Source organism: Bradyrhizobium vignae, from assembly GCF_004114425.1.
GTDB lineage: Bacteria > Pseudomonadota > Alphaproteobacteria > Rhizobiales > Xanthobacteraceae > Bradyrhizobium > Bradyrhizobium vignae.
In genome coordinates, this window is record NZ_RDQF01000002.1 from 145,844 (window position 1) to 168,348 (window position 22,505).

Below are 22,505 nucleotides of genomic sequence, written 5' to 3' on the forward strand. Positions count from 1 at the left end.
GACTTACGGGACCACGCGGACCACGCGTTCGGCGATCCCATCTGGGTCCACGAGATGAAGCTGGCCGAACTCACGCCCCCGGCCAGGAGCTGCTGAAAAGAGCGCGCGGGTGTACTCGTGCTGCGGATGCTCGAACAAGCTTTCCGCCGTACCGAATTCGACCACGCGCCCTTGCTTCATCACTGCCACCCAATCGCAGATTTGTGCGGCGACGCGCAGGTCGTGGGTGATGAATAGAACGGCAAGGTCAAGCCTTCGTCGAACCTCGTCCAACAGCTGAAGTACCTGCTTCTGCACGGACACGTCCAGCGCTGAGACCGCCTCATCGGCGATGATCAGCTCAGGCTCCATTGCAAGCGCGCGTGCAATACAGATCCTTTGGCGCTGTCCTCCCGAGAATTGATGCGGGTATCGGTTGAGCGCCGAACGCTCGAGCCGCACCGTCTCAATGAGTGTCGCAGCGCGTGCAAGCGCCTCACCCTTGCTCATCCCAAAATTCATCGGACCTTCGATTATGGACGCGCCGACAGTCATCCGTGGGTTGAGCGACCGATAGGGATCCTGAAACACGATCTGGACCCGGCGTCGATAAGGGCGGAGCTGTGAAGACGACATTTGCGTGATGTCCGCCTCGCCAAGCATGATCTTGCCGGCGCTGGGGTCAATCAATCGCGCAATGCAACGAGCCACCGTCGACTTGCCGGAGCCGGACTCGCCTACAATCCCGACCGTCTGTCCCCTGCGAAGTACGAAATCGACGTCTTCAACAGCATGGACCGCCGCTCCTCGTCTGAAAAGGCCTTTCCTCTCGTAAGTCTTTCCAAGCCTCTCTGTTCTTAGCAAAATAGGCCGCTCCTGCGCGACTTGCCGGACCGGAGGTTTGATAGAGGGAACGGAGGAGATCAGCATCTTGGTATATTCGTGCCGAGGACTCGACAATACCTGGTCCGCCGGGCCCATTTCAACAAGTTCGCCAGTTCGCAAAACGGCCACGCGGTGCGCAATTTCCGCGACCACACCAAAATCATGGGTAATAAAGAGAACACCTGTCCCGTTGCTGCTCTGCAATTCAGAGATCAGCTTGAGGATCTCTGATTGCGTCGTCACATCTAAGGCCGTGGTGGGTTCGTCCGCGATCAGGAGAACGGGATCGAGAATCAACGCCATGGCGATCATGATGCGTTGACGCTGACCGCCCGACAACTGGTGTGGAAACGACGCATAGATCCGCTCCGGATCAGACAACCGCACACGAGCCAGCATTGATATGATCTTTGCTCTTCTCGACCTCGAGTCAAGCTCAGTGTGAGTCTCGAGGACTTCGTCGATTTGCCTTCCACATGTCAAAACCGGGTTGAGCGCTGTCATCGGCTCCTGGAATATCATCGACATGCGAGCGCATCGAAGCTGCCGGAGCCGCGGCTCATCGGCATTCAGTAGGTCTTCCCCCTCCAGCAAAATCTGACCGCCCGATGGCTTCAGAGCTTTGGAAAGCAGGCCCATCGCAGCGAACGCCGTCACTGATTTGCCAGATCCCGATTCACCTACGAGACAGACGACCTCACCCGCATTGATGGTGAAACTGACATTCCGGATAGCGTAGGATCGGTCCCCTCTAGCTGGAAGATCAACGGTGAGATCACGCACCTCTAGGATCGGCTTGTTCTTCGGTGCGGTAGGTCGAGCCAACGGCACCGGCTCTACCGTCGGAGACAGCTCCGTCATGCGCCCTCGCTCATTTTCGGGTCGAGTGTATCGCGTAGCCCGTCACCCATCATGTTGACTGAAAGGACCGTAATGGCCAGGAACAGGCCCGGAAATAGGATGTTATGAGGATAGATGCGAAATAGAGCGCGTCCTTCGGACATGATGTTGCCCCAGCTTGGGATCTCAGCGGGCGTTCCGATGCCCAGGAACGACAACGCCGCCTCGATCAAGACAGCCGATGCCGCCAGGAACGTGCCTTGGACAATCAACGGGGCAATGGTGTTAGGCAAAATATGGCGCAGCATAAGAATCCATGTTGGTGTACCGACAGAAACCGCACTCTCCACGTAAGGCTCTTCGCGAACGCTCAGAACGATTGACCTCACAAGCCTTGTGACTCGTGGCACGTCGGGTACAACGATCGCAAAAATCACGGTCATAAGCCCTCCTCGCCAGATCGAAACAAGCGCGATGGCGAGCAGGATACCAGGAAAGGCCATCAACCCGTCCATGATCCGCATGATGGGACCGTCGAGCCGCCTGACGTAGCCCGAGACCAGTCCGATCACCGTCCCAATTGCGATGGCAATGACCGCGACCGCCAGGCCGACGAACAGCGACACGCGCGCGCCGTAGATGACCCGACTGTAGACGTCTCGGCCGAGCGTATCCGTGCCCATGATGGCCGTCCGCTTAACTTGAGTACCATCCTCCAAGCGTACTGAAATCTCAGCTCCGGGCCTACGATTGCGTTCTCCCGGATCGATCCTTGTGGGATCGACGGTTCCAAGTGCGGGCGCAAGAATTGCAACTCCGAGCACCAGCAGTAGAGCCAACCCTCCGATTGCCACAGCAGGATTTAGGATTGCGAGACGCCAAAGTGGCTTGTTCGGCCATTCCGCGCGCGGCGAACGGTCTCCACCCGGAACGTTTTCAACCAGTAGGCTCAAAACCGTATCCTCGGATCGCAGATCGTATAAAGGATGTCGATCGCCAGATTGATCAGGACGTAAACAACTGAGAACATCAGGATGACCGCCTGAATTGTCGGGAAGTCACGACTGAGCACAGCCTCGACCGTGAGCCGACCAAGCCCCGGCAGACCGAACACGGTCTCGGTCACCACCACCCCGCTAATGAGGACGGCAATGCTGGTGCCGATTATGGTGAGCACTGGAACTGCAGCGTTGCGCAAGGCGTGGCGAACGAGAATGACACCCTGGGACAGCCCCTTTGCGCGCGCGGTGCGGATGTAATCCTCTCTCAAGACCTCGATCACAGCAGCACGCGTCATGCGAGATATGAGTGCAATGAACCCGACGGATAGCGTCACCGACGGCAATATGAGATGCCGCAGCGATGCCCAGAAGTCTTCCTGCAATCGCACATAACCTTGAACGGGCAGCAAGTTGAGCACTATTGAAAACATGTAGATCATGCAGTAGCCGACCACGAATCCGGGAACGGAAAAGCCAACAACCGAAAGCACCATCACTATCCGATCAAAAAGCGAACCATGACGGTAGGCAGCCAGCACGCCTATCGGCACCGCGACGGCGATCGCGAACAGAAGAGTGCAGAGAGCTAGCGCCAGCGTTGGTTCGATCCGCTGTAAAACGAGCTCGGCGACGCTGCGTTTAAAGAAAAAGCTTTCGCCGAAATCGCCCCTCAGGACATGGCTGATCCAGATGCCGAACTGCGACCAGATTGCGTCGTTCAAGCCAAGCCTTTGTCTGATGAGTTCGATCTGCTCGGAGCTCGCATTGTCTCCTGCAATGACAGCGGCCGGATCGCCAGGAATCAGCCGGAGCATAAGAAACACGAAAAGAGTTACTATGGCCAAGACAGGCAGCGTGCCCGCGAGGCGGCGTGCGATGAACTCAAGCATTCAAATACCGTCGACGATCAGCGGCCGTTTGCTGGCCTGCGATCAGAGCGAGTGCGGTTGGAACGCAAGCGACCAACCTACTTGGTACCGTAGAAGATGCGCACGTCGTATGGATGCCTGAAGCCACCGGCCATTTCCTCTCGTTTCCTCGCTCTGATGGCGGGTAGCCTGATTGTGACACACGACTTGCTTTTTGTCTAGCAAGTGATATGGCGAAGACAGTTCGGCTTTTGATAATGAACGAATATAGGGGAAACAGAGATGGAATGGATCCGCAATCTCGTCATCCTGGCATCTATCCTCGGGTTTTTGCCGCCGTCAGTAGCGGCCGAGCCCACCAAGCTTCGCGTGGTCATGTCAGGCGATTTGAAGATCATCGATCCGTACTGGACGTCGGCGTATATTGTGCGCAACCACGCTTACATGATCTACGATACACTGTTCGCGAGGGACGCAAATCTGAAGATCCAGCCGCAGATGGTCGATTCCTGGAGCGTTTCGGAAGATCAGCGTACCTATACGTTCAAGCTGCGAGAAGGGCTTGAATGGCACGATGGGCAACCAGTGACGAGTGCGGACGTTATCCCCTCGATTAAGCGCTGGGCGGCGCGCGACGTCGCGTTGGGACCGCCGCTGATGCGGCTGGTCAAAGAAATGGCCCTCGATGACGACCGCACTTTCCGGATAGTGCTCACCGAGCCGACCGCGCTGTTGATGACCGCTCTGGCCAAACCGTCACTCGCCGTTTTCGTGATGCCGAAGAGGGTTGCTGACATCGACCCCAACACGCAAATAAGTGATACGACTGGCTCCGGCCCATTTATCTTCAAGAAGGACGATTGGAAGCCTGGAGAGAAGGCGGTCTACATCAGAAATCCCAAATACAGGCCCCGCGCTGAAGCTCCGTCGGGCCTCGCCGGCGGCAAGCTTGCAAAGGTCGACCGCGTGGAGTGGGTCACGATCGGCGACTCACAAACCGCCGTGAATGCCTTGATAAACGGCGAGGTCGACATGATTGAGTCCCCGCAACCTGATCTGTTCCCGCTCCTTGAGCACGACCCGAAGATTGAACTCGTCAAACTGAACAAGCAGGGTTCGCAATACTTGCTTCGATTCAACGTGCTTCATAAGCCGTTTGACAATCCCAAGGTTCGGCAGGCTGTGCTCTACGCACTTAACCAGAAGGATTTCCTCAACGCTGCGGTGGGAGATCCGAGGTTCTATATGGAATGCAAGGCCGTCTTTATCTGTAATACTCCGCTCGGATCGACGGTAGGTTGGGATGACAAGCTGAGCTCCAATCTCACCAAAGCGAAGACGCTTCTCAAAGAAGCGAATTATGACGGTACGCCTGTTGTTCTCATGGGAACCACCGATCTTCCCATTCTCAACAACCTGGCGTCGGTCGCCAAGGCTCAGCTGGAGCAGGTCGGATTCAAGGTCGATCTGCAGCGGATGGACTGGTCCACTCTGGTTGCCCGGAGAGCGAAGAAGGATTCTCCTCCAGCTGGATGGAATGCGATGTTTACAATGCCCGATGCGTCGGACCTGTCCAATCCTTTGGTAAACGGCATGACAAATGCTTCATGCGACAAGGCGTGGTTTGGCTGGCCATGCGACCCACAATTGGAAGAGCTGCGACAGGAGTTCAGCAAAACGACCGATCCGGAACAACAAAAGACAATTGCTGAAGCGATCCAGAGTCGTTTAACGGAATACCCGACCCATGTCCCTCTCGGTCAGGTCAACATTCCCATTGCACGCCGAAAAGGGGTCAGTGGAAACCTCGAAGCTCCAGTAACAGTTCTCTGGAATGTCCACAGGACGCAGTGATTGCTGACGACGGTTTGCCGCGGTTGTTGGCAGCAGCGTCTGGTCTTCTGCTGCCCCGCATGGCCTTGAGCAACAGGAGGGCGTGAATGGATCTCGGAATAAAAGGGCGCAAAGCGATCGTAGCAGGCGGAAGTGCCGGAATGGGTCGAGCAACGGCCGCCGCGCTCGCGAAGGAAGGCGCTGAGGTCTTGATCAGCGCCAGAAACGAGGAGCGTTTACGAGAAGCTGCGGGCGCTTTGAGCCGCGACATTGGTCGGGAAGTGAGGTTCGTCCGGGCCGACCATTCAACGCCCGAGGGCAGAGCTGCGGTGTTGGCAGCCTGCCCAGCTCCCGACATCCTGGTGACGACCGTTTCGCCGCCGCCCTACACGCCAGACTTCCGTCAGATCACATCAGATGATTGGATGAACGCGTACCGGACAGGGACTGTCGGACCGATTGAACTCATGCGCGGTGTCCTGGACGGAATGTCTGAACGCAAATGGGGCCGCATAATCAACATCGTTACGGTAGCTATAAAATTTCCAGTGGAGCGACGGCTGCTCTCCGGTGCGCCGCGCACGACGCTGGCCAGCTATACAGCCGTGGTGGCGCGGAAAGTGGCGAAGCACAACGTCACAATCAACAATCTCTTGCCCGGAATGTATGCGACGGAGTCGTTCCTTTCGCGCGACAATCTGGCTCAAGCACCAGCGGATGTGGTCGACCAGGCGAAGAGCGAGGTGGCGCGGCAGTGGCGTATTCCAGCGGGCCGGATGGGGGAGCCCGAGGATTTCGGTCGATTTGCGGCCATGTTCGCCTCTGAGTGTGCGAACTTCATTGTCGGCCAGAATGTCGTCATCGACGGCGGTTCCGGCGGGGGCATGTTCTAGAGGGCGATCGGTATTGGACATGGAGCGAGCGACGCGCTGCCTGGTGGGCGAGTCCACCAGAGCGTAGACAATGGTTGCGGACGTGTTACCTGTCGTTTTGAATAGCCGGCCTCCAGTTCATTATAGCGTTCGATACCGGCGAGAGGTCTTGCCTCCTCAGGCGTAAGCCGCCTAACGCGACGAGATAACGACATTTTCCCCATGCTCTGCCAACCGATCAGCGATGACGCGGCCAATGCCACGTGATGAGCCCTTGATCACTGCGACCTAGCCGGACATGTCGAATAGGATCATCAATAGACACTCCCTCTTCAACGGGGAGCAACGTTCTTCTGTTGGCGGCTCGTGCGCGGATCGTTCATTGCGCACCCGCCACCATGGCATAGCGCCATGCTAGTTTGGCCATTGGCGCGACGCGCTCTGTGGCTTCGAGCGCGCGCGCGCTCGAAGCCGTGCCATCGCGAAGGCGGCCCGCAATTCCCTGCGCAATACCGGCTAGCCGAAACAGGTTGTAGGCGAAGTACCAGTCCAGGTTGGCGACTGCCCCCATTCCGGTAGCGGTGCCGTAGATCTCGATCGCCTGATGGACATCGGGAATGTTGAGCTCACTGACGTTTGCACCGTACAAGCTTACTCGGCCGGGAGAGGACGAGATCCACTGCAACAATAGATAGGTAAAATCCGCCAGGGGATCGCCAAGCGTCGACAGCTCCCAGTCGAGCACGGCGACAACCTCGGGCCCGCCTGTGGCAAAGACCATGTTGTCGAGGCGATAGTCACCATGAACCACCGAGACACGGGCCTGCTTCGGAACGGTCCTGGGCAACCATTCGATCAACCTCTCCATCTCCGGTATCGGTTGGGTTTCCGACGCCCGATACTGTTTGGTCCAACGGTCGACTTGCCGCGCGAAATAGTTTCCCGGCCGGCCGTAGTCTCCCAATCCGATACTTGCCGGTTCGAAATTATGCAGCTTGGCCAGCGTCTGGATTTCGCCGAGGTAGATCGGCCAACGTTCCTGCCGCTCGACGGAAGGCAATTGCTGATTCCAGAAGATCCGGCCTTGAACGAAGGCCATCACGTAGAAATGAGCGCCGATAACCTCCTCTGACGAACACAAGCCAAAAGTCGGTGGGACTGGAAAGCCTTGTTTGTACAAGGCATTGATGACCCGGTATTCGCGATCAACAGCGTGCGCCGAAGGCAGCAGTTTACCAAACGGCTTGCGACGAAGCACATAGGAGCGCGTTGGCGTGTCAAGGCGGTAGGTTGGGTTCGACTGTCCTCCTCTAAACTGAGATAAACGGATGGGCCCTTCGAAACCCTCGACATTCGCCTTCATCCAGTCTGCGAGCCGGACTTCGTCGATCCTGTGCGTTGCCTCGACGGCTTTGGTTCCGGAGTACTCGTCATCCGGATTCGCAAGGGATGCCATCGGTACTAGCGCCGCGGTTCCGCGGCTTCGCGTTGCCGCTTCAACTCGAGACGGGCAATAGCCCGGTTATGAACTTCATCCGGTCCGTCCGCGAAACGCAGGGACCGAATTGCAGCGTACGCGCTCGCAAGGCCCGGATCCTCCGTCACTCCAGCAGCTCCCCACGCCTGGATGGCGTTGTCGATGATCTCGATAGCCATCCGCGGGGCGGCGACCTTGATCATTGCGATTTCAAGCTGGGCCCCCTTGTTGCCCACTCTGTCCATCATGTCAGCCGCCTTCAATGTTAAAAGTCTGGTACGCTCGATGTCGATGCGAGCCTCGGCGATCCTCTGCTCCCAGACCGAGTGCTCTACGATACGTTTTCCGAAAGCCACGCGTTCCGTGAGACGCTCAACCATCTTCTCCAAAGCGAACTCGGCCACCCCGATCGTTCGCATGCAATGGTGAATGCGTCCTGGTCCGAGCCGCCCCTGAGCGATTTCGAATCCGCGTCCCTCACCGAGGAGCATATTCTCCACCGGGACCTTCACATCCTCCAGAAGAACCTGGGCGTGTCCATGAGGCGCTTGGTCATATCCGAAGACGGGCAAAATGCGCTCAACTTTCACCCCGGGCGTATCCATGGGCAGCAACAGCTGGGATTGCTGCTGATGCCGAGCCGCCGAAGGGTCGGTCTTTCCCATCAGAATTCCCAATTTGCAACGAGGATCAGGCACTCCTGACGAAAACCACTTTCGGCCATTGATCACATAGTGATCCCCCCGTCGCTCGATCCTGGTTTCGATGTTAGTCGCGTCAGACGATGCAACTGCCGGTTCGGTCATCAAGAACGCCGAACGGATCTCGCCATCCATCAACGGACGCAACCATTTGCGCTTCTGCTCCCTGCTTCCGTAGCGGATCAGAACTTCCATGTTGCCAGTATCCGGCGCGGAGCAGTTGAAGACCTCTGAGGACCACTTGATCCGGCCCATTTCTTCAGCGAGCGGAGCGTATTCGAGATTGGTCAGACCCGCGCCACGGAACTCATCATCTTCATGATCGTTGGGCGGCATGAACATGTTCCAGAGGCCTTCGGCGCGCGCCACCTTTTTGAGGTCCTCGATGACAGGTATCACCTTCCAGCGCGGCCCCTCGGACTCCTGGCTGTGATAGATTGAATCCGCAGGCTTCACATGCTGGTTGAGAAATCGAACCACGCGATCACGCCATTCCCTCTGACGGTCGGAGAGTTCAAAGTTCATGGCAAGACTCCGCTGGTTATAAGAATTGTGGCACGGTTTTAAAGTTTGATCGTAACCCGAGGCGGGCGCGTAATCAGAGTGCGAAGGTAAACCCGCCGTTCACAGGATAGGTCTGTCCCGTGATCCAGGGGCTCGCGTCTGACGCAAGGAACAGCACCATATTCGCAACGTCGACGGGATCACCGCGCCTGCGAATGATGTACTTCTCGAGAATGCGCTTCTCGATCTCCGGATTCGGATTCACCCGCGAGTTCGTATCCGTAGAAACCGCAGCAATAGCTACCGAGTTGGCCGTGATCTGATAGCGACCGAGCGTACGCGCAACGGCCCGCATGAAGCCGGCCGCGCCAGCTTTCGCTCCCGCATAAATTTCCAGGCCAGGGTCCCCCCACCGTCCGGCATCTGAAATGATCGTGATAATCCTTCCGGGCGCCTGACGCTCGATCAGGCTGGGAATGATCGCCGACGTGCAATTGATCACACCGTAGAGATTCACTCCGATAAACTTGTTCCAGGCCTCAGATCCCACTTCCCAAAAGGGCTTCTTAAGATCAGCCGTCGGGTTTGCACCCGCATTGCCCGCATTGTTGACGAGAATCCCGATCTTCCCAAATTCCTTTTCAGTGCGCCCAACTGCATCCTTGACGCTCGCGAGATCCGTCACATCCGCCTGTACAGCCAACGCTCTACCGCCCGCCGACCTAATCTCCTCCGCGACGGCCTCAGCCCGATCCAAATGGAAATCGTTTACAGCCACTCCGCCGGCATTGTGCGCAGCAAAGTGCAGCGCAATTCGCCGGCCAACGTTCTGGCCCGCACCGGTAATGAAAGCGACTCGTCCGCCCAAATCCAAAACCTGACTCACCGCTTCCTCCCGGCTTACTGGCTGTCACAAGCGCAGCCCACGATGCGCGCATCGACGCGGCAGCAGACCTATCCACGCCGCGGATTCCTTCTCGAGGGTGACCGCGCTGGGCTTTGTAACTCATAATATTTGCTTGTCAACTAGTAAGTTTTAGTTACACTGCGTACCAGCCCGAACTGCCAAGCCGAGCGCCGCTTGCCCATCTTGCAAGCTTCGCTCTCAAGACCAGCGGCGAAGAGTAATTCGGGCAGCGAGAACGACCTGCTTGCAACGTTGGGGCGTCTCGTAATCAAGCAGGACCATCAGGGAGGAATACGAGGGCGATGCGTCATTCAATCTTCAGCACGGTCTTTCTCGCGGCTTTGAGCATATCGGTGGGACCATCGCATGCGCAGAACGCGACTCCGCCAGGCGTCTCCGATACAGAGATCAAGATCGGAAACTTCTCGCCCTACAGCGGTCCCGCATCTGGATACAGCACGATCGCAAAGGCACAGGCAGCCTACTTCAAGATGACAAATGCCTCAGGAGGGGTGAACGGCCGCCGCATCAAATTTATCTCCTACGACGATGGCTACAGCCCGCCTAAAGCTGTCGAACAAACTCGGAAACTTGTGGAAGGCGACGAGGTTCTGCTGCTCTTCAGCACCTTCGGCACTGCCAGCAACAGCGCGATCCAAAAATACGTCAACCAAAAGCGCGTTCCCCATCTTATGATCGGAAGCGGCGCCGCAAAATGGGATGACCCGAAGAACTTCCCGTGGTCACTCGCTTGGCCCCCGAACTACCAGACTGAGGGACGACTTTACGCGCACTATATTCTCAAGAATTTTCCCGGCAAACGCGTTTCCGTTCTTTATCAGAACGACGATTTGGGTAAGGACTATCTGAAAGGGTTGAACGCTGTCTTCGGATCGGAAAGGTCGCGAATCGTTGTGAGCGAAGCGGCCTATGAAGTCACATCTCCGAACATCGATTCGCAGATCGTCCAGCTCCGCAACCAGAATGCGGATATCTTTCTCAACTTCAGCACGCCCAAATTCGCTGCACAGGCGATTAAGAAGATCGCCGAACTCGATTGGCACCCGGTGCACATCATGAGTAACATATCTGTGTCTGTGTCGAGTGTTCTCAAACCGGCGGGTTTTGAGCAATCCAAAGGTATCATGAGCGCCGCTTACATTAAGGATCCTAATGATCCGCAATGGAAGGATGATCCCGCGATGAACGAATATCGCGAGTTCATGGCGAAATGGTATCCCGAGGGCGATGTGACCGATGGAGCCAACATCCAAGGCTACGTGACGGCTGGCGTCATGATCCGAATCCTCAACCAATGTGGAGATGATCTCAGCCGGGAAAACATCATGAAGCAGGCTACGAGCCTCGACCTCCCAATTCCCCAATACCTTCCAGGCATCGTCGCGAAAACCAGTCCGACCGATTACACCCCCATCGAACAGCTTCGCATGATGCGGTTCAATGGCCAGTCATGGGAGCTGTTCGGACCGATGCTCTCGGGCGACGGAACCGAATAGCGGTTCCGTTCCGTGCGTAGCCGGAGCTTCTTTAGGGCCGGAAGTTGATCCGCAAGGAGTGATGAGGAAAATGGCGATCTCCAACAAGGGCGGAGCGCAAGTGTTCGCCACAGCTCCTGGCCAAGACGGCGCCCATCTCACCTACTGTAGGCTGTGCGAGGCCCAGTGTGGCCTCGTTGCCCAGGTCAAGAACGGGATGATTGTCAAGGTCCGTCCTGACGAAGAACATGTAACCTCGGCGGGGCATCTATGCGTGAAAGGGCCCGCGATGGCCTCCGTGACGCATGATCCTGATCGCGTGTTGTCGCCGTTGCGTCGCAAAGGCGGTCCTGGTGATTTCGAACCAGTGTCGTGGGAGGAGGCGCTGGACGATATCGCGAAGCGCTTGCACAGCGTCCTAGAGCTCTACGGTTCCGGAGCCGTGGCAACCTACTCCGGTAACCCCGCCTCGTTCGCGACCATGCACTATTCCTATACGAGGATGTTCGGCGCGGCGCTCGGGTCCAAAGCCAAAGCGTTCAGCGCAATGCACACCGACACCGCATCCAAGATTCTGGCGCAGGAGCTTGTTTATGGGACCCCAGTTCCGGTTACCTTTCCAGACCTCGAGGACTGTGACTTCCTGATGATGCTCGGCGCCAACCCGATGGTATCGCATATGTCACTTGTGTCCGAGCCTCGCGTTCGTCAAAAGCTTGCCGCCATTCATCAACGTGGTCGGGTTGTCGTAGTGGACCCGCGCCGGACAGAGACGGCGCGCTTGTTCGAACATCTGCCCATCCGTCCCGATACAGATGCCTGGCTCATAGCGGCGATGCTGCAGCACATCTTTGCATCTGGCTTGGAAGATAGAAAGACGCTGGAGCAGAGGAGCGAAGGGGCTGAACAACTTCGGGAAGCAGTCAAGCCAATCACGCCTGAACGTGCCTCGTCCTACTGTGGAGTACCGTCGCAGGCAATCCGTAGCCTGGCTGTTCGGTTCGCCCAAGCGCGTACTGCGGCGTGCTACGGCCGGGTGGGAGTATGCCGCGGACGCTACGCGACGCTCGTCAACGTATTGATCGAGTTGCTAAACGTGGTCACGGGCCGCTTTGGCCAGGCCGGAGGCTGGGTATCCGGGATGTCGCCGCTGCAAGCGGACGGCGGTCCAAGGACCTATCCAGCATACGGTAGTAAGCGGTCGCGCATCGGTGACTTGCCTCTGATCATCGGCAGCTCACCCGGCGGCAGCCTCGCGGACGAGATCACGACAGGCGGCCCGGATCAAATGCGGGTACTGTTCATGGATTCTGGCAATCCGGTCGCCAGCTACCCACAGGGCGACCAGCTGGCTGGCGCTCTCGAGCAACTCGACATGATGGTCGCGCTCGACCTTTACATCACGGAGACCACCCGCCACGCCCACTACATTCTTCCCTCACCGACCTTTTATGAACGCGACGATCTCACCGACATGTGGGTCGCCAATGCTCCCCGCCCATGGATTCAGTACGTGGGGGCAGTATTACCGCCATTGGGGAAGGCACGACTGGAGTTCGACGTCTACGATGCCATTCTACAAAGGCTGGGACTACCAAGCCTGCTCTCCAACTTCGCCTCATCCGATACCCCCCGACCAAGGCTCATGGAAGCCGTCGACAGAGCACTTCGCGCTGGCGTATACGGCGATCGCTTTGGCGAACGATCGTCCGGCCTTTCGCTTGCGCGGCTGCGAGACGAATTTCCCCACGGCGTCCGTCTCTCAGACCGGGTAGATGCGGCAGCCTCATGGGCGAGGCTACGCACACCGGATGGCAAGATAAGACTGTGGCATCCTGTTTTTGGTGCCGAGTTTGCCCGGTTGCAAGGCGCAGCAACAGACGAGGACGGCCCCTTGCGCTTGATTGGCCGTCGCAAGCTCCCGTCCATGAATAGCTGGATGCACAACGTCGAAAGGCTTGTGCGCTCCGATAGACCGACCTTGCTGATGAATCCGCTTGACGCAGAAACACGCGGTATTCACGACGGGACGCGCGTCAAGATCACCAGCTCATTTGGCAGCATCGAGGTCGAAGTCGAACTCTCCACCGATATGATTGCGGGTGCCGTAAGTTACCCACACGGGTGGGGTAATCGGGGCGGCTGGACGCACGCCGCAAGCCTTCCAGGAGCGAACGTAAACCTGCTCGCCTCATCGCGACCGCAAGATTGGGAGCAGATTTCCGGAATGATCCACCTCGACGGCGTGCCGGTCATCGTCCTGCCTGTCTGAGTTCAGCCCGGCCGCGTGGCCGGACTCCCTGACGTCTCGATATCGCCAAGGCCGCCGGCGCCAGACACAACGCTCCAGCGTCCCAGCCGCGCTACATGGCCGCCCCCTTCGTCCCGGCCGAATGTCCCGGCTGCACGGGATCGAATGCTTTCATGAACGGCAACGGCGTCTCGTTAGCCAACGAGCACACCCTCTTCTGCCAACGCTCCAACACTTCTTCGCGTTGTGCGGGTGTCATCGATGCGGGACCGTGTACTACGTGATGATCGAGTACCTCAAATCCGCAAAAATTGAGTGTGCCGACGCGAAGCGGATGGAGAACCCAGTTCAAATCGCCATAGAGGGCGGACGGTCCGAACCGGTCTTCTGCAGCTCCCATCGACAGCGACAGCAAAGCCCGCTTGCCATAGAGCGGCGCCTTCTCAAAAAAGCGGCCTCCTCCATAGGCGAAGCCGGCAGCCAAAACGCGATCAAACCACCCCTTTAGTATTGCCGGGACCGAAAACCAGTACAGCGGGAACTGGAAGATGACCAGATCTGCGCGCAACAACCGTTCTTGCTCACGTAGGATATCTGCTGAGAACCCGTGATCACCACCAGCTGCAGCATCCCTCTGTTCTGCCTGATATTTAAAAAACTTCGGATTCGAACGCCTCGTAAAATCTTGCGCGGTTGCACGCGCTTCGAACCCTTCAGCGTACAGGTCACTCACCGCAACTTCGCATCCATTCTCGGTCAGAGTGCGAACTGCGATATCCCGTAGCGCGCCGTTGAACGAGCGCGGTTCCTGATGAGCAAAGACAAGAAGCACATTCATCCAACTTCTCCAGCAAGTTTGCACAAAGCAACTACACCGCCGTCGAATGCGGGGTCAGCGCCCCTTGAAGACGGGCGCTCGGCGCTCAGCAGTTGCCTCGACACCCTCTTTAAAGTCATCGGTCTGACGAAGCCGGCTCTGCTCTGCAAGCTCGTGATCGGTCGCCTGCCGCACGCGCTCCGCCAGTCCTTCGCGCATCGTGGCGCGAGTCGCGAGCAAGCCCAGAGGCGAGCACTCCGCAATCTCTTCCGCGAGCTTGAGCGCTGCGCTTCGTACCTCGTCCTGAGATACCAGGATGTCTGCGAGTCCCATCTCATAGGCTTCTTTGCCCGTTACACGGCGGCTCGTGTAGAACATCAGGGCGGCCTTGGTGCTGCCGATCAACGCCGGGAGTGTAACGGTCAGCCCGAAGCCAGGATGAAAGCCCAACTTTGTGAAGTTGGCCGAAAAACGCGCCTCGGCGCATGTCACTCGGAAATCCGCCGACATCGCAAGTCCAAGACCACCGCCGATTGCCGCGCCGTGCACCGCTGCCACTATCGGCTTCTTGTTCCTGAAAATACGAACCGCCTCGACGTAGAGATGAGCTGCACCTTGCGAAGCCCGCTCCTCGCCGGTCTTCGCTGCCGCGGAACCAAAATCGGCGCCGGCGCAGAAGGCCTTGCCTTGAGCGGCAAGCACGACCGCACGGACCGCGGGATTCGCGTCGATCGCGTCAAGCGCATCTGCAATGCTCCTGATCAACTCAAGATCAAAATAGTTCAGTGGCGGACGACGAATTTCGATCGTTGCGACGTGGCCCGCATGCGATACATCGATATCCCGGCTCATTCAAATTCCCTTGCTCTTAATCACAATTCTACCTGAGGCCCAGGCCACGTGCGATGATGCCCCTCAGGATCTCGGTAGTGCCGCCCTGGATCGTTACCTTTGGCGCGATCTTCAGGTAGAATGCTAACTTCTCGTCAAATGTGACGTTGGGCCCGGTCTCGTGAGCGACGAGTGCGGCCAAGTCGCGAGCACGATGCGGCAAGCCCTGCTCCCAGACCGTGCCCACATCTTTGACGATGGCTGCTTCGACGACAGGCTCGCGCCCTGCCTCCAACATGCCGGCGACCGATACCGACATCCGACGCAAGGTGTGCAGCTCGGCCACGAGACGGCCAATCCCTGCTACGACCGTAGCGGGCGGCTGCGTGCCAACTGCGTCGACGAGCTCGCTGAGGGCTCCGTACGTCTCCAAGAATCGTTCTGGACCACTACGCTCATAGGCCAATTCGCTGGTCGCCTGTTTCCAGGCGCCGTCGATCTCTCCTATCGTATGATCGTCCGGAATAATGACGTCGTCGAACACGACCTCATTAAACTCCTTCTGGCCGCTCATCTGGCCAATGGGATTGCAGCTCACACCGGGAGCTTTCATATTGACCAGGAATGACGTCAGCCCGTGCCGCCGATTCTCTCTCGTAGAGGCAGATGTGCGGAACAGTCCGATCATGTAGTCTGAGTTGTGAGCGTTGCTCGTCCAGATTTTAGTTCCGTTGATCCTCCACCCGTGATCGACGCGAGTCGCCTTGGTGCTAGCCGCAAACAAGTCGGAGCCAGAATTCGGCTCGCTCATGCCAATGCAAAAGCAGATCTCACCGCGGACAATTGCTGGAAGTATCTTGCGCTTGATAGCCTCACTCGCGTATCGGATCAGCGTTGGCCCGCTTTGACGATCGGCAACAAAAAAATGGCGGGTCGGTGCATTGGCGACGCGCATTTCCTCCGTCACGACATAGCGCTCAAGAAAACTCCGCTCTTGCCCTCCGTATTGCTTGGGCCACGTCATTCCAATCCAGCCCCGCGCCCCAACGCGCTTGCTGAACTCTTTGGCAGTCGAGGACCCGCTCTCTGGATCACGCGGATCGAACGTCCCCGCCGCAACCTCTGCGGCCAGAAACTCACGAACTTCATGACGGAGTTCATTGCAGCGCGGGGGAAGGCGGACCGGATCAAACCGCAATTCAAGCATATCGAGTTCTCCCCGCTCAACGCGAAGCTAGAAGCGGCCACAGTCCTCGCGCGCCAACGCGAGCCACCATCGAGCCGAGCTCCGTGCTCCAAAACACTTCATTTCCGAAGTCATCTCGCCAGCTGAGCGCACGTAAACTGAAGCGGTGGAGCACATGTTCGTCGGTAAAGCCGATGGCGCCATGCACCTGGTGCGCGATCGCCGCGCCAACCTCAGCGGCCTGCCCACAGCGGATCTTCGCCGCCGAAATCTCCAGGATTGAGGCATCGCTCGCTAGGCCCTCATGTAAGATGGCGTCGGCAGCCGAGACGGCAGCAGCGACCGATGCCGCCACTTCGCCTCCGAGTTTCGCAAGGTTGTGCTGAACGGCTTGAAATTGCCCAATCGGCTTTCCGAACGCAATTCGCTCTGTGGCGTAGCGAACCGAAATTTCCAGCATTCGCTCGAGTGCTCCAGCAATCTGTTGAGCGCGAACCGCGGCTCCCATTCTCAATACAGCGGCATGGTTGAGGCCGGCCGGAGCTTTTGCATAGGCCAATGGGAAGACGCCGTCGAAGTCGATCGAAGCTCTGAGCTCGCCCGCAAGATTCGGTCTCCCATTGATCCGACAATCGGTGGTCCTCACGAGAGCCACATGCGGCCCCTCGTTCGAAGCAACGAGAACAGCCAAACGCTCGATCTCTGTCGCAATGGCGACGCAAGTCGCTTTGCCTGCCAGCCGCCCATCCCTTCCAACTAGGATCTGGTCGTGCGGGCCGGATGGCACAATGCTTGCCGCCTCAGGGGGCGGAGTAATGCCAGCTTGCGCGAGCATCCATGCTCCGAGCATGGCTTCTGCGAGCGGCAAAGCCAACGCCACGCGTCCTGACGCCCGCAATATGGCGAAGCCTTCATCCAGCGGAACATCGGGGCCACCGAGCACTTCCGGCACCCATGCCAGTGGGAGACCCGTTTCCAGGAGAGCGGCCCAAGCTGGCGCGCGCCAGGAGTCGTTGCGCAACTGGATGACCGATTGGGGATCGGCCAGATCAGCGAAAACCCTTTCTGCGGTCGCAACGACGTAACTCTCCTGCTCAGGCATGATGCATCCTCAAATCGTATCCTTCTTCCTGGAACGAACACTCCTGACCGCGACGATCTGGCCGCTCCAGGGGCTGGCGAGACACCTTCCGGAATTCGCCTCATGTACGATCGACCCCGTCGCCCACAGGTCCAATTCGTCGAGAGCAGTCCGAAGCCAGTTAGGTCCCCGGCGGAGACGAAACTTTCTTGGGCTCCAAAAACTTGCTTGTCAACTAATAAGTTTGCGCAACAAGCTTTCTTCAGGATCGGAAGAGCCCCGACGCTTAGTTGCAAGCGCCCCAGCGGGCTGGAAACAATCTACTCGTCTCAGGCGCACGCAGATACAAACCCGCCATTCAAAAGCGGAAATGGGGCGCTGACCATCGCCGAAAGAGCCAGCGCCCCTTCGGGCCGCTTCCAATTGCTCTGCCCGAACAGAAGCAGGCGGCCGCGGACTAACACCTCAACAATAGTCCACCATCCACCCGCAACCCGTGTCCGGTGACAAAACTGGCGTCCTCGGATGCGAGGAAGAGCGCCGCCCGCGCGATGTCGATAGGTTGACCGAGGCGCTTTAGCGGAGATTTCCTCGACCATACTGCCGAGATTTCCGGATTAGAGAACGACTTTTGAGTAAGGCCCGTCACAATCGCGCCGGGTTCAATATAGTTTGCGGTGATTCCGTGCTTTCCGAGTTCGAGTGCCAAGGTTCGAGTGAGTCCGCCAATGCCCGCCTTTGCAGCGCAATAGGCTGCATTGCCATAATCCGTCACCTCAGCCATCACAGATGCGATATTGATTATTCGCCCGGCGCCGGATCTCTTCAGGTGAGGGATTGCTGCTCGCGCGAGAAGAAACTGCGCGCGAAGATTAATCGAGTGCACGCGATCCCACTCCTCTTCCTTCATGTCTTCGACCAAAATCCGAAGCGATACCCCGGCATTGTTCATGAGAACGTCCAACCGGTCGAATCTATCTATGGCCGCGTCGATGATGCGACCTGGCGAGTCTGGTGCAGCGATGTCTGCTTCGAAAAGCCGAATCGCAGGATTAAACGATGCTGTGCCCTTCAAGTCCGATCCAGGACGATCAACGGCGAGCACCCGTGCACCATTTTCTGCAAACAGCACTGCTGTCGCTCTCCCAATTCCCGATGCAGCGCCCGTCACAATCGTCGCCTTCCCATTCAGCCGCATTGAGCCCCCTGCATTCTTGTATTTAGACGCGAAACGGCATCACACGGAATCGCTTATTTCATGATCAATGCGACCCGGCCAACCGCTCTACGATCGGTCCGCAACTTCATCGCTTCTCGCCATCGTTCGAATGGGATTCGATGCGACACATGCGGGGAAATGGCGCCCGACTCGGCCAGTCGTGCCAGCGCGCGCCATCGAAACCCAGCATGTCTGGGAGCGCGCCGGAGCGCCTCGCCTGCGCGGATTCCGTGCAGGGTGGCGTTTTTCATCAGAATCAAGTTCGTCTTGGCCATTCCGATTCCCCCGACGAAGCCGACGACCAGAATACGCGCGCCGAAATTTATACAGCGTATCGACTCTTCGAAGACGCTCCCTCCGACAGGATCGAAGACCACATCGGCTCCGCGACCAGAAGTAAACTCCTTGACTTGCTCCCGAAACGGTAGACCCGAGAGCAGAATCCGATCCGCCCCTCGGTCCTTAGCCACGGCGAGTTTTTCCGGTGTCGAGGCGACTGCGATGACCTGGGCACCATAAGCTTTTCCAAGTTCCACTGCCGCAAGACCGACGCCACCTGCAGCGCCGTGCACCAGCAAGGTTTCGCCAACTCTGAGGCGTGCCCGCTCTGCCAATCCGTAAAGGGCGGTGCCATAAGCCGTCAGGAATGTCGCGCCTTGTGCGTAGTCGAACCGTACTGGGAGAGGTCGGACGGCTTCGAGATCTGCCACAATCTCTTCGGCAAACGTACCGAACTTGGATTTGACTATCACTTTGTCGCCGACGGACAGGCCTTTTACGTCTTTGCTCACTTCGATAACATCGCCCGCCGCTTCAAGACCGGGAACAAACGGCAAGGCGGGTTTGTGCTGATACCGCCCCGCAACGACGAGAATATCGGGATAGTTCAGACCGGCAGCCCGGACGCGAACCCGAACCTGGCGCCGATGTAGCGGTGCCGAGGCAACTTCCGCTAAGTCGAGTGCACTCGGGTCCCCAGGGCTCTGCAAATCAGCGCTCGCGGCATCTCACTCCCCTGCCTCCCGGACGTGTTCACCCTCACACCTGGACGGCTAACGGTACTAGCGCGCATTTGCTTGTCAAACACGAAGTATGTGTTGGCGCGCGGACTTTGAGTTATTGCGCCCCCTCGCCGGCTGGTTTGCGATCAACTCTGGCTCGGCGGCGCCCGCGATCTTGCCGTTTCGTATTCAAGCGTAGTCTTCATAACGAGTTCCGAGACGGAGAGTATCTCGGCGACACCAGATACCGAGTGACCGGCACTCCAGATGTCCCGCCATGGTTTGGGGCGCTTCTCTCTTGCCAAGACATCGAGGTCGTCAGAGACGTCGATCGGTCCCCGCAATGGCAAGTTAGAGGGATCTAAGCCCGCGGCCACAATCGACGGGGTCAGGACGCTCGTCTGCAGCCCGGTGAAGGCGGTGGTCGCCAGGATGTCATCCGCCGTGCTGTCGACGAGCATGCGTTTGTGGTTGTCGGAGGCCATGCTTTCGTGTGTCGCGATGAATTTCGTTCCCATGTAGGCAAGGTCGCAACCAAGCGATTCTGCCGCCGCGATCGCAACTCCATCGCCGATACCGCCAGCGAGCACGAGAATGCCGCTATAGAATGAGCGAACGGCCCGAACGAAAGCAAAGGGATTTAGCCATCCTGTCTGACCACCCGCGCCAGACGTCAGAAGGACCAATCCATCCGCCCCCGCCCGCGCCGCAAGCTCGGCATGCCGGATCGATGCAACATCCGCGAGGACTATCGCACCAGCCTCCTGGAGCTCTCGGAGGACCGCAGTGGGAGATCCAACAGACGTCACGACAATCTGTGGCTTGTGGGCCACGAGCACAGTCAGATCTTCCCGGAGCCGCGTATTGGTACGATGAACGATGAGATTTGGACAAAGCGGAGCGGGTTTCCTACCGGTCTCTCCTTCGATCTTCTTCAGACGTTCTGCTATGATCGACAGCCATCCGTCCAGCTCTTCAGATGTCCTGCAGTTTGCAGTCGGAAACGCGCCGAGGACGCCATTCGCGCACGCGGCCGTGACCAGGTCGATCCCCGAGACGCGAAACATGGGCGCCGCGATTAACGGCAACGCCAGTCGCGACCGATAGCGGGCCAACCTGTCTGATGAAGCCGCTATCATGTCTTACCCGACCATACGGTCGCGTCCGCTCCAGAACTTTGCACGCAATTGTTTCTTGTCCACCTTTCCCACGGCCGTCAATGGCAGTTCCTGCACGAAGTAGAGTTGCTTGGGCGCATGCGCCGAACCCTTACGAGCTTTAACCCGCGCGATCAGATCTTCGGCCTGCACATCCGCACCGTCACGCAGCACGACGGCAGCCGTGACTGACTCGCCCCAGCGCTCATCAGGGATTCCGAATACCGCCACTCGCGCGACGTCAGGGTGCTCGCCGAGCGCGTCCTCAACCTCGCGTGAAAAGATATTGAAGCCTCCGCTGACGATCATATCCTTCTTGCGGTCGAGGATAAACATGTAGCCCCGATCGTCGATTCGGCCGACATCTCCCGTATGAAGCCATCCTCCTTTTAACGCCTCCGCAGTGAGGTCAGGCTGCTTCCAATATTCGAGCAACACACCGGGAGAGCGAACGCAGATCTCGCCCTCTTGGCCGGTATCGACTTCGTGACCCACCTCGTCAAGGATTCGGACTTGGCAACCGGTGGCGGGGAAGCCGCACGAGGACAGCAGTTCGGGCTTTAGAGGATCATGATCACCTCGTCGCAATACCGAGATCGGATAACACTCGGTCTGCCCATAAAGCTGCGAAAAGACTGGACCGACGCGCTCCAGACATTCCGTCAAGCGCGCGGGGGACATTGCAGAAGCGCCGTACAAGACGAGCTCGAGCGACTTGAGTGCGGCTCGCTCAAGCGCGGGCTCGTCAAGCAGACGGTAGATCATCGTAGGAACCAGAAGAGCGAAGTTTATGTGTTCCCGAGCGATAGCGTCGAGGACCATCGGAGGCTCGAACCTGCTCTGCAGGTACACGGTTCCACCCCGAATCAACGTTGGCAGGATATTGCTGCCGGTTACATGACTGATGGGACCCACAGCGAGATATCGAGGCCGCTCTGGAATCTCGAAGTTGGCCAGTATGGACGAGGCGTATCCCCCCATATTGGCATGCTTGCGCACGGCTCCTTTTGCTTTGCCGGTGGTTCCTCCCGTGTAATTGATGGTCGCTATGTCCCCCGGCTCGGCTAGTGCGCGAGGGGAACTCTGACCAGCGTCTTCTGCCAGATCGAGCAGGTTGCGCCCGTAATCCGCCGGTCCGAGCGTCAGAACCGCCTTGGTGCACGATGACGCCGCGGCGAGCTGGCCTCCCCGTTCACGAAAGGTCGCCGCATCGACAATAAGAATTTCGGCCTCTGCATCTTCGACCTGAAAAAGGTGGTCCTGCAGCGAAGCCATGGGATGAAGCCAAAGCGTCGAGAGTCGCGCGCATTGAGCCGCTACCGCCGCACACCATGCATCCGCCCTGTTTGCAGAGAGCAGTGCTACTCGCGTTCCCGGTTTCAAGCCGAGGCGAAAGAACAGGTGCTGCATGCGCCCGATCAGTTCGTACGTTCCACGGTAAGTCAATGCACCGCCAGACCAAACAAATGCAGTGCGAGATGGGTAGCGGCCCAGCGCTGTGAGCGTCTGGTCACATAGACTGGCAAAAAGACGAATGGTTGCGGACACGCTTGATCCTCCAGCACTTCATTAAAAGAGCTATCAGGCAAAGAACGTTC

At 58.0% G+C, this 22,505-nt stretch carries 17 protein-coding genes and 2 pseudogenes; 4 read left to right on the forward strand and 15 right to left on the reverse strand.

Features of this window, described 5'->3' with window-relative positions:
• Positions 1 to 3: 3 nt before the first annotated feature.
• The 3 genes from EAV90_RS02205 to EAV90_RS02215 are packed head-to-tail and all read right to left on the reverse strand — an operon-like array spanning position 4 to position 3,595.
• Complete coding sequence (locus EAV90_RS02205; RefSeq protein ID WP_129142458.1) at positions 4 to 1,725, reverse strand: ABC transporter ATP-binding protein; 1,722 nt, start codon at positions 1,723 to 1,725, stop codon at positions 4 to 6.
• A complete protein-coding gene (locus EAV90_RS02210; RefSeq protein WP_245509436.1) occupies positions 1,722 to 2,657 on the reverse strand; it encodes an ABC transporter permease in 936 nt (311 codons plus the stop codon). Before EAV90_RS02210 ends, EAV90_RS02205 begins: the two co-directional genes overlap by 4 nt.
• Complete coding sequence (locus EAV90_RS02215; protein WP_129142459.1) at positions 2,654 to 3,595, reverse strand: ABC transporter permease; 942 nt, start codon at positions 3,593 to 3,595, stop codon at positions 2,654 to 2,656. The genes EAV90_RS02210 and EAV90_RS02215 overlap by 4 nt, the downstream gene beginning before the upstream one ends.
• Before the next feature lie 261 nt (positions 3,596 to 3,856).
• Between EAV90_RS02215 and EAV90_RS02220 the strand changes: the two genes are divergently transcribed.
• Together EAV90_RS02220 and EAV90_RS02225 are read left to right on the forward strand one after the other, a co-directional pair.
• Entirely contained in the window at positions 3,857 to 5,428 is a 1,572-nt protein-coding gene (locus tag EAV90_RS02220; RefSeq protein WP_129142460.1) for an ABC transporter substrate-binding protein, read from the forward strand.
• An 86-nt stretch (positions 5,429 to 5,514) separates the two neighbouring features.
• Positions 5,515 to 6,300 (forward strand): SDR family oxidoreductase, encoded by a 786-nt coding sequence (locus tag EAV90_RS02225; RefSeq protein ID WP_129142461.1) that lies wholly within the window; start codon positions 5,515 to 5,517, stop codon positions 6,298 to 6,300.
• 174 nt (positions 6,301 to 6,474) lie between these two features.
• On the opposite strand, the pseudogene EAV90_RS02230 reads toward EAV90_RS02225, so the two are convergent.
• The 4 genes and pseudogenes from EAV90_RS02230 to EAV90_RS02245 all read right to left on the reverse strand — a co-directional run.
• Positions 6,475 to 6,561 (reverse strand): annotated as a pseudogene (locus EAV90_RS02230) (short-chain dehydrogenase); the annotation flags it as partial.
• A 97-nt stretch (positions 6,562 to 6,658) separates the two neighbouring features.
• Positions 6,659 to 7,735 (reverse strand): phosphotransferase family protein, encoded by a 1,077-nt coding sequence (locus EAV90_RS02235; RefSeq protein ID WP_129142462.1) that lies wholly within the window; start codon positions 7,733 to 7,735, stop codon positions 6,659 to 6,661.
• Between the two features lie 5 nt (positions 7,736 to 7,740).
• The gene (locus EAV90_RS02240; protein ID WP_129142463.1) at positions 7,741 to 8,982 is read right to left on the reverse strand and encodes an acyl-CoA dehydrogenase family protein; all 1,242 of its coding nucleotides are present in this window, start codon (positions 8,980 to 8,982) and stop codon (positions 7,741 to 7,743) included.
• 73 nt (positions 8,983 to 9,055) lie between these two features.
• Positions 9,056 to 9,847, reverse strand: coding sequence for an SDR family NAD(P)-dependent oxidoreductase (locus EAV90_RS02245; RefSeq protein WP_129142464.1), 792 nt, complete (start codon positions 9,845 to 9,847; stop codon positions 9,056 to 9,058).
• Between the two features lie 323 nt (positions 9,848 to 10,170).
• On the opposite strand from EAV90_RS02245, the gene EAV90_RS02250 reads away from it, so the two are divergent.
• Entirely contained in the window at positions 10,171 to 11,385 is a 1,215-nt protein-coding gene (locus EAV90_RS02250) for an ABC transporter substrate-binding protein (protein ID WP_129142465.1), read from the forward strand.
• Positions 11,386 to 11,455: 70 nt separating this feature from the next.
• Positions 11,456 to 13,636: a molybdopterin-containing oxidoreductase family protein gene (locus tag EAV90_RS02255; RefSeq protein WP_164936737.1), complete on the forward strand. Its 2,181-nt coding sequence runs from the start codon at positions 11,456 to 11,458 to the stop codon at positions 13,634 to 13,636.
• Positions 13,637 to 13,727: 91 nt separating this feature from the next.
• Here the strand turns inward: EAV90_RS02255 and EAV90_RS02260 are convergent, their stop codons facing one another.
• From EAV90_RS02260 to EAV90_RS02295, 8 genes and pseudogenes are all read right to left on the reverse strand, one after another.
• Complete coding sequence (locus EAV90_RS02260; protein WP_129142467.1) at positions 13,728 to 14,453, reverse strand: NAD(P)H-dependent oxidoreductase; 726 nt, start codon at positions 14,451 to 14,453, stop codon at positions 13,728 to 13,730.
• Between the two features lie 54 nt (positions 14,454 to 14,507).
• Entirely contained in the window at positions 14,508 to 15,284 is a 777-nt protein-coding gene (locus tag EAV90_RS02265; protein WP_129142468.1) for an enoyl-CoA hydratase/isomerase family protein, read from the reverse strand.
• A gap of 28 nt (positions 15,285 to 15,312) precedes the next feature.
• Positions 15,313 to 16,470: an acyl-CoA dehydrogenase family protein gene (locus EAV90_RS02270; protein ID WP_129142469.1), complete on the reverse strand. Its 1,158-nt coding sequence runs from the start codon at positions 16,468 to 16,470 to the stop codon at positions 15,313 to 15,315.
• Between the two features lie 16 nt (positions 16,471 to 16,486).
• Complete coding sequence (locus tag EAV90_RS02275) at positions 16,487 to 17,551, reverse strand: acyl-CoA dehydrogenase family protein (protein WP_129142470.1); 1,065 nt, start codon at positions 17,549 to 17,551, stop codon at positions 16,487 to 16,489.
• A 436-nt stretch (positions 17,552 to 17,987) separates the two neighbouring features.
• The gene (locus tag EAV90_RS02280) at positions 17,988 to 18,728 is read right to left on the reverse strand and encodes an SDR family NAD(P)-dependent oxidoreductase (protein ID WP_129142471.1); all 741 of its coding nucleotides are present in this window, start codon (positions 18,726 to 18,728) and stop codon (positions 17,988 to 17,990) included.
• A gap of 53 nt (positions 18,729 to 18,781) precedes the next feature.
• A pseudogene (locus tag EAV90_RS02285) lies at positions 18,782 to 19,755 on the reverse strand (NADPH:quinone oxidoreductase family protein).
• Between the two features lie 141 nt (positions 19,756 to 19,896).
• Positions 19,897 to 20,889 (reverse strand): NAD(P)H-dependent flavin oxidoreductase, encoded by a 993-nt coding sequence (locus EAV90_RS02290; protein ID WP_129142472.1) that lies wholly within the window; start codon positions 20,887 to 20,889, stop codon positions 19,897 to 19,899.
• Between the two features lie 3 nt (positions 20,890 to 20,892).
• Positions 20,893 to 22,455, reverse strand: a complete 1,563-nt coding sequence (locus EAV90_RS02295; RefSeq protein ID WP_129142473.1) for an AMP-binding protein — start codon at positions 22,453 to 22,455, stop codon at positions 20,893 to 20,895.
• Positions 22,456 to 22,505 lie beyond the last annotated feature (50 nt).

Excerpts from the sequence above, each read along its gene's own strand:
- EAV90_RS02255 (WP_164936737.1), top strand. The coding sequence starts at position 11,456 with ATGGCGATCTCCAACAAGGGCGGAGCGCAAGTGTTCGCCACAGCTCCT.
- EAV90_RS02280 (WP_129142471.1), bottom strand. The coding sequence starts at position 18,728 with ATGCGGCTGAATGGGAAGGCGACGATTGTGACGGGCGCTGCATCGGGA.
- EAV90_RS02240 (WP_129142463.1), bottom strand. The coding sequence starts at position 8,982 with ATGAACTTTGAACTCTCCGACCGTCAGAGGGAATGGCGTGATCGCGTG.
- EAV90_RS02225 (WP_129142461.1), top strand. The coding sequence starts at position 5,515 with ATGGATCTCGGAATAAAAGGGCGCAAAGCGATCGTAGCAGGCGGAAGT.
- EAV90_RS02215 (WP_129142459.1), bottom strand. The coding sequence starts at position 3,595 with ATGCTTGAGTTCATCGCACGCCGCCTCGCGGGCACGCTGCCTGTCTTG.
- EAV90_RS02235 (WP_129142462.1), bottom strand. The coding sequence starts at position 7,735 with ATGGCATCCCTTGCGAATCCGGATGACGAGTACTCCGGAACCAAAGCC.
- EAV90_RS02205 (WP_129142458.1), bottom strand. The coding sequence starts at position 1,725 with ATGACGGAGCTGTCTCCGACGGTAGAGCCGGTGCCGTTGGCTCGACCT.
- EAV90_RS02290 (WP_129142472.1), bottom strand. The coding sequence starts at position 20,889 with ATGATAGCGGCTTCATCAGACAGGTTGGCCCGCTATCGGTCGCGACTG.
- EAV90_RS02265 (WP_129142468.1), bottom strand. The coding sequence starts at position 15,284 with ATGAGCCGGGATATCGATGTATCGCATGCGGGCCACGTCGCAACGATC.
- EAV90_RS02270 (WP_129142469.1), bottom strand. The coding sequence starts at position 16,470 with ATGCTTGAATTGCGGTTTGATCCGGTCCGCCTTCCCCCGCGCTGCAAT.
- EAV90_RS02250 (WP_129142465.1), top strand. The coding sequence starts at position 10,171 with ATGCGTCATTCAATCTTCAGCACGGTCTTTCTCGCGGCTTTGAGCATA.
- EAV90_RS02260 (WP_129142467.1), bottom strand. The coding sequence starts at position 14,453 with ATGAATGTGCTTCTTGTCTTTGCTCATCAGGAACCGCGCTCGTTCAAC.
- EAV90_RS02275 (WP_129142470.1), bottom strand. The coding sequence starts at position 17,551 with ATGCCTGAGCAGGAGAGTTACGTCGTTGCGACCGCAGAAAGGGTTTTC.
- EAV90_RS02220 (WP_129142460.1), top strand. The coding sequence starts at position 3,857 with ATGGAATGGATCCGCAATCTCGTCATCCTGGCATCTATCCTCGGGTTT.